Origin of the sequence: Pseudomonas monachiensis, assembly GCF_047345015.1 — a bacterium.
Lineage (GTDB): Bacteria > Pseudomonadota > Gammaproteobacteria > Pseudomonadales > Pseudomonadaceae > Aquipseudomonas > Aquipseudomonas monachiensis.
Window position 1 is genome coordinate 3,150,109 of sequence record NZ_CP178857.1, and the last position, 13,474, is coordinate 3,163,582.

The following is a 13,474-nucleotide window of genomic DNA, read 5'->3' on the forward strand; positions in this document are numbered from 1 at the left end:
GGGGAACGCATTTCAAATGTGGGAGCGACGGTGCGGCGACCCGACTTGCTCGCGATGAGGGCCGACAGACCACCAAAGAATCACCTGAAGAATCCAACAATTCCAAGAAGGTATCGATATGCGTCTTTTGAAATCCGTGGTCCCCGCCGCACTGGCGGTTCTGTTCAGCGCCGTTGCCCAGGCCCAGCCACAGGTCAGCGTCTACAACTGGACCGACTACATCGGCGAAACCACCCTCGCCGACTTCCAGGCCAAGACCGGGATCAAGGTGATCTACGACGTATTCGATTCCAACGAAACCCTGGAAGGCAAACTGCTTGCCGGTCGTACCGGGTATGACGTGGTGGTGCCGTCCAACCACTTCCTCGCCCGCCAGGTGAAGGCCGGTGCGTTCCTCAAGCTCGATCGCGAGCAACTGCCGAATTTCCAGAACCTAGATCCGAAACTGCTGGCGCTGCTGGAGAAAAACGATCCGGGTAACGCGCACTCGGTGCCGTACCTGTGGGGCACCAACGGCATCGGCTATAACGTCGACAAGGTCAAGGCGGTGCTGGGTATCGACAAAATCGACTCCTGGGCCGTGCTGTTCGAACCGGAAAACATCAAGAAGCTCAGCGCCTGCGGCGTGTCGATGATGGACTCGGCGGACGAAGTGTTCCCGGCGATGCTCAATTACATGGGTATGGACCCGCGCAGCGAAAACCCAGAGGACTTCAAGAAGGCCGAAGCCAAGCTGCTGCAGATCCGCCCCTACATCACCTATTTCCACTCCTCCAAGTACGTCTCGGACCTGGCCAACGGCGATATCTGCGTGGCATTCGGTTACTCGGGCGATGTGTTCCAGGCCGCCAACCGCGCCAAGGAAGCCAAGAACGGCGTGAACATCGCCTACGCCATTCCCAAGGAAGGCGCCAACCTGTGGTTCGACCTGCTGGCCATCCCCGCCGACGCCGGCAATCCGAAAGAAGCCCACGCCTTCATCAACTACCTGCTGGACCCGCAAGTGATTGCCAAGGTCAGTGAGTCGGTCGGCTACGCCAACCCGAACCCGGCCGCCAAGCAGTACATGGACCCTGAACTGGTCAGCAACCCCGAGGTTTATCCATCCCAGGAAGTCCTCGACAAACTCTACATCTCCACCACGCCGCCGCAGTCGATCATGCGCCTGATGACCCGTTCGTGGAGCAAAGTGAAGTCCAACAAATGAATCAGTACACCAAGGAACACACCCACTCCTATTACGCGGCGTCCGCCAAGGGCATGAGGCAGCGTCCCGCACTGGCCTCGGACCTGATGGCCGATGTCTGCGTGGTCGGTGCGGGTTTCACCGGCATCAACACCGCCATCGAACTGGCCCAGCGTGGGCTCTCGGTGGTCCTGCTGGAGGCCCGGCGAATTGGCTGGGGCGCCAGCGGGCGCAACGGCGGCCAGTTGATTCGTGGTATCGGCCATGACGTCAGCGGTTTCGCCAGGCACATCGGCGCCGATGGCGTGCAATACCTGGAGTATGCCGGGACCGAGTCGGTGCAGGTCGTGGGCAATCGCATCCGTGAGCACGGCATCGATTGCGACCTGAGCTGGGGCTTCTGCGAACTGGCCAACACCCCGGCACAGTTCAAGGCGTTCAAGGCCGAGCAGGCGCAACTGATTGAATCCGGCTACGCCTTTGAAACCCGACTGGTCGCGCCGGAACAGATTCGTGAACAGGTGGTGAACTCCGGCGTGTACGCCGGTGGCCTGGTGGACATGGGCTCGGGGCATTTGCATCCGCTGAACCTGGTCCTTGGCGAGGCGCAGGTTGCCGAGTCCCTTGGGGTGCGGATTTTCGAGCAGAGCCCGGTGCTGGAGTTGATCCATGGCAGCACGGTCCAGGTCCGTTGCGCCGGTGGCACTGTGAGTGCAGGCACCTTGGTGCTGGCCTGCAACGCGCACCTCGAAGAATTGGAACCGAAGCTCAGCGGCAAGGTACTCCCGGCGGGCAGCTACATCATCGCCACCGAGCCCTTGTCAGAAGAGGCCGCTGCAAAACTGATCCCGCACAACGTCGCGCTGTGCGACCAGAAGGTCGGCCTGGATTACTACCGGCTCTCGGCTGACCGGCGTTTGCTGTTCGGCGGAGCCTGCCATTATTCCGGGCGCGATCCTTCGGACATCAGCGCCTACATGCGCCCGCAGATGCTCAAGGTATTCCCGCAACTGGCCGATGTGCGCATCGACTATCAGTGGGGCGGCAAGATCGGCATCTCGGCCAACCGTTTCCCCCAGGTCGGGCGCCTGGGCCAGCACCCCAACGTGTTCTACGCCCAGGGCTACTCCGGTCATGGCCTGAACGTGACCCACTGGTGCGCGAAGTTGTTGGGCGAAGCGATCCATGCCGGCCACAGCAAGGGCTTCGACGTGTTCAGCGCCGTGCCGCACATGACCTTCCCCGGCGGACGCGCCCTGCGTTCACCGTTGCTGGCCCTTGGCATGTTCTGGTATCGGATGCGGGAAGTGCTGGGTTGACCACCGGGCACCTGAGGCGAGTTGTCTCTCGCTTCAGGCGTCGCGGCAGGTCAGGAGGGGTTGTGGCGACCTCAAGAGATCGCCGCGGCACTTCTATTGAGGCATCTGAATGTTAATGCCCTCCTTCTGCATTTCTTCCCGTACCGACTGGAATTTCTGATACTTGGACAACTCGATCGGCCCGTCATAGCCCATGCTTTGCAGTTTGCGTGGCGGGTACTTGATGTAGGTCTGCATCAGTTTGTTGATCGCCTGGCTGATCGGCACCATGGTCCAGGTGCGCTCAGTGACGTTACTCATGAAGATGTCGTAGCGCTCCTGTGGATCTTGCAGCAAGTCAAAGACCTGCGGTACGACCGCCACGTACTTCGACTCCCCTTTCCAGCCCAGGTTGGTATCCACCGCCAGGCCGCCGGTCGGCACACCATTGTCGCCACGCAGGTTGAACACGGCCTTGTAGTTGCCTACGCGGGCCGCACCAGGGGACAACTCGTTTTCGGTGAAGTAGAACCACTCTTTACGTGGATCGGGACCCGTGCCGGTGATTACCGGGGTCATGTCGTAGCTGTCGAAATAGATTGGCTGACCTTCGCGATCCTTCTCCGGCAACTTGATGCCGGCCACCGAGGCGAAAGTTGCCATCAGATCGAGCCCGCCGAGAATGTCGTGGTTCTTGGCATTGGGCTTGATTTTTCCGGGCCAGGTCATGATTGCAGGGACCCGGTTACCGCCCTCGCGCACGGTGCCTTTGGTGCCACGAAATGGTGTGTAGCCGGCGTCCGGGTAAACATCCTGCCAGGCGCCGTTATCGGTGGTGTAGACCACCAGCGTATTCTTATCCAGGCCCAGCGCCTTGAGCTTGTCCATGATATGGCCGATGCGCGTATCCAGTTCGACCACCGAGTCGGCGTACTTGGACTTGGAGATCGACTTGTGAACGAACTCCGGTGCCGGCAGGTTCGGCTGGTGCACTTTCATGAAGTTGACGTTGATGAAGAACGGCTTGTCGGACTTGGCAGCGGTGTCGAGAAATTCCAGCGCGGCCTTTTCGACATAACCGTCAAAGTAGGGAATGCCGACTACACCGGGTTTGCCATCGATGACCGGCGTATCAACATACTGGCCGTTGATCTTGAACTCTTCGACGGCCTTTTCTCCCGCCTTGCCCGAGAGTGCGCCCTTGGTCACCTTGGCAAACATTTCCCGGGTTTCCGGGTCCATGTCGGGGAACCAGGTCGGGTCGGCGTAGGTGTAGGCATTGAGGTGATAGAGGCCGACGTACTTCATCACGTCATACCCCTGGGCATTGGGCAATGCATAGTCGGCTTCGCCCAGGTGCCACTTGCCGGTGAAGTAGGTCTCGTAGCCGCCGGTCTTGAGCACCGAGGCCAGCGTCCACTCGGCGGCGGGCAAACCACCGCCCTGGCCCTGGAAGGCCACGGTGGTCATGCCGCTGCGATTGGGGATACGCCCGGTCTGCATGGCCGCCCGGCCCGGGGTGCAGCTCGGCTGGGCATAAAAGGAATAAAAGGTCGTACCTTCTTGTGCCAGTTGGTCGATGCTGGGGGTTGGCATGCCACGGCCGACACCACCACCGTACGGCCCCAGATCGCCGTAGCCGGTATCGTCGGACACGATGAACAGGATATTGGGTTTTTCTGTTTGTGCAGCCTGGGCCATACCGCTGAGCGCTATCAGTAATGAACCTGCAATGTAGAACCTTGAGCGATGCGAGAGTCTATTCATGGCGACCTTCCTTTATCGGGACGGATCCTTGTGGTCGGCTACTTGTTTTCAAGTAATCCGTGACCGGACCCTGGTGAGTTACCCCAAACCATGCCCTCTGGTGAGTTCCAGGCTTTCAACTGACCAGGCAATTGGATTCCTGTATCTACTCAAGGCACCCGAGTCAGCCTAGTACGGTTATTTTCATAACGCGCAATACAGGCAGTGGAATTCTCAGTCGTTCGTCGCTTGCTTCCCATGTCATTTCGTGGGTCGAGTCATCCCCGGCGGCAGATAGTGTTCAGGTTGCGATTTTTGATTTGCTCAATTGCAAGTCACCTCTATATTGAGGGGGTGCTCTGAACTTCCTGCCTTCTGTTGAGCTTGACCCATGGCAACTACTGATCAGCTGATCATCTGCGAGCACTGCGACAGCGTGTACCAAAAAGCAACGCTCGCCAAACATCAAAAAACCCTGTGTACGCGCTGTGGCGGCGTGCTTCAGCGCTATAACGGCCTCACGGTGGAACAACGTCTTGCGTTGACCTTCACCGCATTGATGCTCTGGATATTCGCCAATTTCTATCCGGTGATGAGCATCAGCCTCAAAGGCGTGAAGAACAGCGCAACGCTCTGGGACTCGGTGCTGGCCCTGAGCATGGGGCCTATCACCTTCATCGCCATGGTGGCGGCAATCGCCATGATCATCGCGCCGATTTTCCAGTTGCTGCTGCTGATCTGGGTGCTGGGCTTCGCCCTCAGCGGGCGACGCTCGCCCGGATTCAAACTCTCCATGCGCTGGCTGGAAACCCTGAGGCCCTGGAGCATGCTCGAAGTCTGTCTGCTGGGAGCCATGGTCGCGGTGATCAAGCTCGCCGGACTGCTCGATGTGCTGCCCGGCATCGGGTTGTTTGCCCTCGCTGCGCTGAGCCTGATGATGATCCGCATCGCCGGGCGCGATATTCGCGAACTATGGGACCTTGTATGAGCACGCCTCCTTACGCCGACGAGCTCAACCTGTGCCTGTGCCACACCTGCGGCCTGGCCTGCGACATGACCTTAGAACCCCACGAATGCGAGCGATGCGGTGCACCGCTGCACCGGCGCAAAACCAATTCACTGACCCGCACCTGGGCCTACATGATCGCGGCCCTGGTGTTCTACATCCCGGCCAACCTGTTGCCGGTGATGAACACCAAGATGGTCGGCAACGGCGCCGACAGCACAATCATGAGCGGCGTGCTGGAGTTCTGGGAAGCCGGGGCCTGGGACATCGCCCTGATCATTTTCATTGCCAGTATCGCGGTGCCGGGCATCAAGTTCGTCGCCATCACATTGCTGCTGGTTACCGTGCAGCGCGACAGCGAGTGGGCACGCAAGGAGCGGTCGACGCTGTACCGCTTCGTCGAGGTCATCGGTTACTGGTCGATGCTCGATGTGATCGTGGTCGCCCTGGTGGCCTCGCTTGTTAAATTCCAGGCCCTGGCCGATATCGAACCGCGCCCGGGCATTCTGTTTTTTGGGTTGGTGGTGGTATTTACCATGTTGTCGGCAATGAGTTTCGATCCACGCTTGATTTGGGATAAAGAACGGGAAAACCCACACAATGAGGAGGTCACGGATGAAGTCACAAGCCACTGACGGGCCGCAAGCCCCCGGGCAGGCTCCGATCAAGACCCGCCGCTTCAGCGTCTCGCTGGTCTGGATCGTCCCGATCGTCGCGGTGCTGGTGGGTATTTCGCTGGTGGTTCACAGCATTTTGCAGCAAGGCCCGACCATCGTTGTCACGTTCAAGACCGGGGACGGCCTGACCGCGAACAAGACCGAGGTCAAGTACCGTAATGTCGTGATTGGTCATGTCTCCGATGTGGAACTGGCCAATGACCAGAAGAGCGTCAACGCCACCATCAAACTGGAAAAGCAGGCCGAAAGCTTTACCCGCGAAGATTCGCAGTTCTGGGTCGTGCGGCCGCGCATTGGCGCGGGCGGTGTGTCCGGCATCGATACGCTGTTGTCGGGCGATTACATCGGTGCCGATATCGGCCAGGCCAACGGCCGGGCAAAAAACTTCAAGGGCCTGGAAAACCCGCCACCCATCACCTACGGCGAGCCGGGCAAGCGTTTCACCCTGTTCACCCAGGACCTGGGGTCGCTGGATATCGGCTCTCCGGTCTACTACCGCAAGATCCCGGTGGGTCAGGTGGTGGCTTACGCGCTGGACCCGGATGGCAAGGGCGTGAACATAGAGCTGTTCATTCACGCCCCCCATGACAAGTACGTCACCGAAAACACCCGTTTCTGGAACGCCAGCGGCATTGACGTGAACGTCGGCGCCAACGGTTTCGCAGTCAAGACCGAATCCTTGTCTTCCTTGCTCGTGGGCGGCATTGCCTTCCGCGCGCCCGACTACAGCCCCAACGATAAGCCTGCTGCCGCGGAGTACGCCTACGAACTGTTCGAGGACCAACAAGCCGCCCTCGCCCCGCCAAACGGCAAGCCGCAGTACCTGGCCATGCGCTTCGACCAGGCACTGCGCGGGCTCAAGGTCGACGCCCCGGTGGAATTCCTCGGTGTGGAAATCGGCAAGGTAGTGGCAGTCAATCTGGATTACGACGAGAAAAAACGTTCCTTTCCGATCAACGTCGGCATCGTGATCTACCCGCAGCGCCTGGGCCAGGCCCACATCAAGATGCTCAAGGCGCTCAATCATGATCCTGATAACGAAGCCGCTGGCGTACGGCTGATCGGCACCTTCATCGAAAACGGCCTGCGTGCCCAGGCCCGCACCGGCAACTTCCTGACCGGCCAGTTGTACATTGCCCTGGACTTCTACCCCAAGGCCGACAAGGTTACCTTCGATGCAAACGCGCGCCCGGTCATGATTCCGACCCTTCCCGGCAGCCTCGAGCAATTGCAGGAAAAACTCGAATCCATGGTCGACAAGATCAACAAGCTGCCGATCGAGCGTATCGCCGGCAATCTCGATGGCAACCTCGTCGAATTGCGCAAAGGCATGATGCAATTCAACGGCAAGATCCTGCCGGGCGTGCAATCCACCCTGTCGGATGTCAGCAAGACCCTGGAAACCGCCAATTCGACCCTGCAATCGGCCAGTTCGACCTTGGCCGAGGATTCGCCGCAACGGGAAAAACTGGGGCAGACCCTGGATGAACTCGGACGCACGTCGAGATCCTTGCGTGATCTTTCGGATTACCTGGGACGGCATCCGGAATCGCTGCTTCGCGGCCGTCCGAACAATGCCGCGCCCATGGACCTGCAAGGGCCACCGCGCAATTGAACACAGGAGCAATACCCATGGCTTTACCGCTGAAGTTCACTCTGGTCACCGCGATGTTGCTGCTCGCCGCCTGCCGCAGTGGCCCGATTCACTTCCATACCTTGACCCCGGCACATGAGGGCAATCACTCAAGGACCACCGTCGGGCTGATCCAGATCGAGATGCTCAGCGTGCCACCCCAGGTCGATCGTGCGCAGATCGTCATTCGCGAGGGCAACAGTGGCCTGGCAATCCTGGAAAACCAATGGTGGGGCGCCACCCTCGTGGACGAATTGCGCAGTGCGCTGGTCGATCAATTGAGCAACAATCCTGTACAAGGCCGATATTCGGTGCGGATCGATGTGCAGCGTTTTGACTCGGTGCCCGGCCAGTACGCCTTGATGGACGTGGAATGGCGCCTGCGCAGTGACAGCACCGGCGACACGGCACGGGTGATTTGCCGCAGCACCTTGCAAACACCCTCGGGCGCGAGCATCGATGACCTGGTGCTTGCCCAGCAAAACAACGTCAAGCGCCTGGCCGCGCTGATCAGCCAGGCAGCCACCAGACCGCAGGCGAATTGCCCCACGCCCTGAATGCCGTCTCCCCCCCTGGATCTACGGCGACAAGTTCGCCGTAGATCCGTCTCTCCTTTTCCTGCTGTCATTCCCCGCGACAGGCGACCCGCAGCAACTGCCACCGTCAGATACGCCGAGGCGCACGACAAAAAGGCAACCGGGGCAACGTCATATTCTGATCGACAGCATCGTTTGATCGACGAGTCCAACCACAGTGGGCACAGTGCTGCTAATCTGAATGAAAATTACATGTATTAGCGGTTTTTTTGACGTTTTTTTCTCATTTGGATCTCTACATTTCCCGCACTTCAAAAACATGCAAATGATTCGCATTGGTTAACTGGCGTTTGAATGCGCATGACTTTCAAAAAAATGCACCAGGAGCAGCCCGCAGAATGATTCCAAAAATCCCTTCGTTCTTGAAAAAAGCCCTGCTGGCCACCGCTTTGCTGAGCGCTGGCCAGGTCTATGCCGCTGACTCTGTCGGCATCGTGGTGTACAACGCGCAACACGAAGGCCTGACCAAGGCCTGGGTCGAGGGTTTTACCCAGGAGACCGGTATCCCCGTCACCTTGCGCAACGGCGATGACACCGAGATGGGCAACCAGATCGTGCAGGAAGGCGCGGCTTCTCCGGCGGACGTATTCCTGACTGAAAACTCCCCTGCCATGGTCCTGGTCGACAACGCCGGGCTATTTGCGCCCATCGACAAGGCCACGCTGGAACAGGTTGACTCCGCCTACCGTCCAGCCCACGGCAAATGGGTCGGGATTGCCGCGCGCTCTACAGTGTTCGTCTACAACCCGAGCAAACTGCCGGAAGCCGACCTGCCGAAATCGATCATGGACCTGGCTTCGCCGAGCTGGAAGGGTCGCTGGGGTGCATCGCCCGGTGGCGCTGACTTCCAGGCCATCGTCGCGGCCATCCTCGAACAAAAGGGTGAAGCCGCCACGCTGGATTGGCTCAAGGCGATGAAAACCAACTACGCCAACTACCGCGGCAACAGTTCGGTACTCAAGGCGGTTAATGCCGGGCAGATCGACAGCGGCGTGATCTACCACTATTACAGCCTGGTGGATCAGTCCAAGACCGGCGAAAACAGCAAGAACACCGCCCTGCACTATTTCAAGCACAAAGACCCTGGCGCTTTTGTTAGCATCTCCGGCGGCGGCGTCCTCGCTTCCAGCAAACACCAGGAACAAGCCCAGGCGTTTCTCAAATACATTACCGGCAAGGATGGCCAGGCTGTCCTGAAGAACGGCAAGTCGTTTGAATACGCCGTGGGCAAAGGTGCTGCATCCAACCCTAAACTGGTGCCTCTGAATCAACTCGATGCGCCGACTGTCGATGCTTCGAAACTCGACAGTAAAAAAGCCGTGGAGCTGATGACACAGGCCGGACTGCTCTAAATTGATGCCAGAAACCCTGCCTGCGGGGGTCGCTGAGGCGACACCCGCTAATTTGCGTCGACGTTCCCGTGGAGTCTTTGCGGGACGTGGCGGTGTATGGGTGATTGGTTTGTCGGTGCTGGTTTCATTACTGGCACTGCTACCGATCGCCTACGTTATTGGCGTGTCCCTGCAGACAGGCTGGTCAACCGTTGTGGCCCTGGTGTTCCGTCCTCGGGTCGGTGAACTGCTGGTCAACACCGTGTTGCTGGTGCTGCTGACGATTCCCTTATGCGTCGCGCTGGGAGTGACGCTGGCGTGGCTCACGGAACGCACGAATCTGCCGGGACGACGCTGGTGGTCGTTGCTGGCCACCGCGCCGCTGGCGGTGCCTGCGTTTGTTCACAGCTACGCCTGGGTCAGCCTGGTGCCACCGATTCACGGCTTGTTTGCCGGAGTCCTGGTCTCGGTCATCGCCTACTTCCCGTTCCTGTATTTGCCGGTAGCGGCGACTTTGCGCCGGCTCGATCCGGCCATCGAAGACGTCGCCGAGTCCATGGGGCTCAAGCCCTGGAAAGTGTTTTTCCGCGTGGTGTTGCCGCAATTGCGCCTGGCGATCTGCGGCGGCGCCTTGTTGGTCGGCCTGCACCTGCTGGCTGAATATGGCCTGTACGCCATGATCCGCTTCGACACCTTTACCACCGCGATCTTCGATCAGTTCAAATCGACCTTCAACGGTGCGGCTGCGCACATGCTGGCCAGTGTGCTGGCGCTGTGTTGCCTGGCGATGCTGACGGCCGAATCCGCCGCCCGGGGTTCCGCGCGCTACGCTCGCGTCGGTTCGGGAAGCGCCCGGGAGCAACGGGTCGTATACCTGAAACCGGTATCCACACTGCTCTCGCTGACGCTGCAAATCGTGACCTGCGCCCTGGCCCTGGGCGTGCCCTTGATCACCCTGGGCAAGTGGCTCATCGCCGGTGGCGTGGAAGTCTGGGACATGGCCGAATTGTTGCCCGCCCTGGAGCAAACCCTGCTGCTTGGCATCGCGGGCGCGGCGCTGACCACCTGCGCGGCGATTCCGATAGCCTGGCTATCGATTCGCTACCCCGGTCGAATGCAACGGGTACTGGAAAGCTGCAACTACATCACCAGTTCCTTGCCTGGAATTATCGTGGCGCTGGCACTGGTAACCGTCACGATCCATTATGCCCGGCCGATCTACCAGACCACCTTCACCGTGCTGCTGGCGTACCTGTTGATGTTCCTGCCCCGCGCCCTGGTGAGCCTGCGCGCCGGCATTGCCCAGGCCCCGGTGGAACTGGAAAACATGGCCCGCAGCCTTGGCCGCTCGCCGGCCCGGGCACTGTGGCTGATCACCCTGCGCCTGGCCGCACCGGGGGCAGCCGCCGGCGCGGCACTGGTGTTCCTGGCGATCACCAACGAATTGACCGCCACCCTGCTGCTGGCACCCAACGGAACGCGCACCCTGGCGACCGGGTTCTGGGCCTTGACCAGCGAAATCGATTACGCAGCCGCTGCCCCCTACGCCTTATTGATGGTTGTGCTGTCACTTCCGTTGACCGGACTTCTTTATCACCAATCGAAAAAAACGGCTGGCCGATGAACACTCTTGAATTAAATGCCCTCTACAAGTCCTATGGCGCCCATTGCGCCCTTGACAACGTCAGCCTCTCGGTACCCAGCGGCAGTCGCACGGTCATCGTTGGCCCTTCCGGCTCGGGCAAGACCACGTTGCTGCGGATGATCGCCGGCTTCGAGTTCCCCGATTCCGGGCATCTTTCGCTCAATGGCCAGACCCTGGTCGACGGCACCCACGAAGTGCCGGCCCATCAACGCCTGATCGGCTACGTGCCACAGGACGGCGCATTGTTCCCGCACATGACCGTGGCCGCGAACATTGGCTTCGGCCTGGCGACCAAGGGCCCTGAAAAACAGCAGCGCGTCGCCGAACTGATGGACAGCGTGGCCCTGGACGCGAAGATGGCCGCGCGCTGGCCCCATGAATTGTCCGGTGGCCAGCAACAGCGCGTGGCCCTGGCCCGAGCCCTGGCGCAACAGCCACGACTGATGCTGCTGGACGAGCCGTTCTCGGCGCTCGATACCGGATTGCGCGCCGCGATGCGCAAGATGGTTGCGCGGCTGCTGGAGGACGCAGGTGTCACCACCATCCTGGTCACCCATGACCAGAGTGAAGCCCTGTCCTTCGCCGACCAGCTGGCGGTGATGCGTCATGGCCGACTGGTACAGTCAGGGCATCCGCTGGACCTTTACCGCTATCCCGAAGACGAACAGACCGCCTTGTTCCTGGGGGATGCCGTGGTGATGCCCGCACGCATCGAGGCCGGTTGGGCCCATTGCGACCTCGGGCGGATTCCCGTCAACAATCACCGCAACAACAACTCGGCGCAGATCATGTTGCGCCCCGAACAACTGCAATTGGCCAGCATCCTCCCCAGCGACCCGGAAGCCAGCGGTTGCCGGGCCGTGGTCACCGATCGGGACTTCAGCGGCAACACCTGCACGCTGACAGTGGAACTGCAGCCATTGACCCGCAATGAGCAATCGGGCCGATCACTGCTGGTGCGCAGTTCAGGCATGTATGCACCACCCGCCGGCAGCTCGGTGCAGGTCTCGACCATCGGCCATGCCCATGTACTGAGCGAGATGTGATCGCTCAGAGGTCGAATCGATCCACCGCCCGACGCCGCTCGTTGTCATCGCGCACATCGTAGTTGGCCGTGGTCTGGATATTGCTGTGGTGCGCCAGCTTCTGCGCAATCGACAAGTCATGCTCTTCGATCACCCGGGTGATGAATGAACGCCGGAAGTCGTGGGGCATGATTTTCACCCCGACCTGTGCGCCCCGTTGCCGTGCGATGTAGTAAATCGCGTGTTTGGTGATGCGTTCGCGGGTGATGTGACTGCCACGGCGGATGCGGTTGAACAGGAACGGGTCGTCCGACTCACCGTCCTTGAGCATCGACCGACGTAGCTCAAGCCAGGCTTCAAGCTTGGCGAAGGCCCAGGCCGGGGCGTACTTGATCAACTGTTTGTTGCCCTTGGCCGTCACCCGCAGGCTGCGCTCGGTGAAATCGACCTGGTTCAGCTCCAGGTTCACCGATTCGGATTTGCGCATTCCCGAACCGTACAGAATCCCGATGATTGCTGCGTCCCGCAGGCCTTGCGGCCGCGGATCGGCGGCGCAAACCGCCATCAGTTCCTGGATCAGCGTGCGCCTGAGATTGCGCCCCTGGGACAGCCGTGTACCGGCCATGCCCTTCACCGATCGCATCTTCAACAGATGATCCTGAGAGATCAGGCTCATGCGCCACGCTTCGTTCATCACCCCGCGCACCGCGTTGACATAGAGCGACGACGTGTTCGGTGCATAGCCATCCGAACGCAAGGTGGCCACCAGCGCAATGACGTCCTCGGGCTGCAGGTTGTGCCAGGGGATTTCCTCGATATCCTGGTCTTCGAAGCCCAGGCGGTCGGCGGCATCCTGCAGCACATAACGCATGGTCAACTGGCTGGACGGCGCCAATCGCGCCAGATACAGGGTCAGCGGATTGGTGAGGAGCGGGCGTGAATCAGTAACAGGTAAGTCAATCAAACGAAACGGCCTTGAATGTAAACAGTTCAATGAAACAACTAAGAAGTGAAATAACGATGATGTAAAAGACATTACCGCTGTAGGACTTTTCCTAGGAACTACCATAAATGTCGGAAGTCTGAACAACGGCTTAATAGCCTTCAGATAAACGATTCCCCAACCGTTTTTTCATGTTCCTTTCACAAAATCGGGCATAACCTTCTATAAACTCGACGCAACCCGAATGGACGTCCAACCTGCCGCCCGTGGCGAAAAAAGTCAACCAATGCAGATTTTTACCGCCAACCGGTAACTATTTGATTTGATGCAGGTTCTGATTTAGCGTCTAAGCTGATTTCTGGATCCCTTTAGCCTCAAAGGCTATTTA

General features: G+C 59.6%; 11 protein-coding genes. 9 read left to right on the forward strand and 2 right to left on the reverse strand.

The window, feature by feature from the left end; genetic code table 11:
• Positions 1 to 118: 118 nt before the first annotated feature.
• Both ACMDB8_RS14065 and ACMDB8_RS14070 read left to right on the forward strand, forming a co-directional pair.
• The gene (locus ACMDB8_RS14065) at positions 119 to 1,207 is read left to right on the forward strand and encodes a polyamine ABC transporter substrate-binding protein (protein ID WP_223542146.1); all 1,089 of its coding nucleotides are present in this window, start codon (positions 119 to 121) and stop codon (positions 1,205 to 1,207) included.
• Entirely contained in the window at positions 1,204 to 2,505 is a 1,302-nt protein-coding gene (locus ACMDB8_RS14070) for an NAD(P)/FAD-dependent oxidoreductase (protein WP_056725074.1), read from the forward strand. The genes ACMDB8_RS14065 and ACMDB8_RS14070 overlap by 4 nt, the downstream gene beginning before the upstream one ends.
• A gap of 93 nt (positions 2,506 to 2,598) precedes the next feature.
• Here ACMDB8_RS14070 and ACMDB8_RS14075 read toward each other — a convergent pair whose 3' ends face one another.
• On the reverse strand, positions 2,599 to 4,251 hold the full coding sequence (locus ACMDB8_RS14075; protein WP_413966557.1) for an arylsulfatase: 1,653 nt from the start codon (positions 4,249 to 4,251) through the stop codon (positions 2,599 to 2,601).
• A gap of 370 nt (positions 4,252 to 4,621) precedes the next feature.
• On the opposite strand from ACMDB8_RS14075, the gene ACMDB8_RS14080 reads away from it, so the two are divergent.
• From ACMDB8_RS14080 to ACMDB8_RS14110, 7 genes are all read left to right on the forward strand, one after another.
• On the forward strand, positions 4,622 to 5,218 hold the full coding sequence (locus ACMDB8_RS14080; RefSeq protein ID WP_056727460.1) for a paraquat-inducible protein A: 597 nt from the start codon (positions 4,622 to 4,624) through the stop codon (positions 5,216 to 5,218).
• The gene (locus ACMDB8_RS14085) at positions 5,215 to 5,871 is read left to right on the forward strand and encodes a paraquat-inducible protein A (protein WP_223541449.1); all 657 of its coding nucleotides are present in this window, start codon (positions 5,215 to 5,217) and stop codon (positions 5,869 to 5,871) included. Before ACMDB8_RS14080 ends, ACMDB8_RS14085 begins: the two co-directional genes overlap by 4 nt.
• The gene (locus ACMDB8_RS14090) at positions 5,852 to 7,528 is read left to right on the forward strand and encodes an intermembrane transport protein PqiB (RefSeq protein WP_056727464.1); all 1,677 of its coding nucleotides are present in this window, start codon (positions 5,852 to 5,854) and stop codon (positions 7,526 to 7,528) included. Before ACMDB8_RS14085 ends, ACMDB8_RS14090 begins: the two co-directional genes overlap by 20 nt.
• A gap of 17 nt (positions 7,529 to 7,545) precedes the next feature.
• The gene (locus ACMDB8_RS14095; RefSeq protein ID WP_056727466.1) at positions 7,546 to 8,103 is read left to right on the forward strand and encodes a PqiC family protein; all 558 of its coding nucleotides are present in this window, start codon (positions 7,546 to 7,548) and stop codon (positions 8,101 to 8,103) included.
• 377 nt (positions 8,104 to 8,480) lie between these two features.
• Positions 8,481 to 9,494 carry an iron ABC transporter substrate-binding protein gene (locus ACMDB8_RS14100; protein WP_056727467.1) on the forward strand — a complete coding sequence of 338 codons (1,014 nt, stop codon included), beginning with the start codon at positions 8,481 to 8,483 and terminating at the stop codon, positions 9,492 to 9,494.
• Between the two features lie 4 nt (positions 9,495 to 9,498).
• Positions 9,499 to 11,097, forward strand: coding sequence for an ABC transporter permease (locus ACMDB8_RS14105; RefSeq protein WP_056727468.1), 1,599 nt, complete (start codon positions 9,499 to 9,501; stop codon positions 11,095 to 11,097).
• The gene (locus ACMDB8_RS14110) at positions 11,094 to 12,164 is read left to right on the forward strand and encodes an ABC transporter ATP-binding protein (RefSeq protein ID WP_056727470.1); all 1,071 of its coding nucleotides are present in this window, start codon (positions 11,094 to 11,096) and stop codon (positions 12,162 to 12,164) included. Before ACMDB8_RS14105 ends, ACMDB8_RS14110 begins: the two co-directional genes overlap by 4 nt.
• Before the next feature lie 4 nt (positions 12,165 to 12,168).
• On the opposite strand, the gene ACMDB8_RS14115 is transcribed toward ACMDB8_RS14110, so the two are convergent.
• The gene (locus ACMDB8_RS14115) at positions 12,169 to 13,107 is read right to left on the reverse strand and encodes a site-specific integrase (RefSeq protein WP_056727471.1); all 939 of its coding nucleotides are present in this window, start codon (positions 13,105 to 13,107) and stop codon (positions 12,169 to 12,171) included.
• Between the last annotated feature and the right edge of the window lie 367 nt (positions 13,108 to 13,474).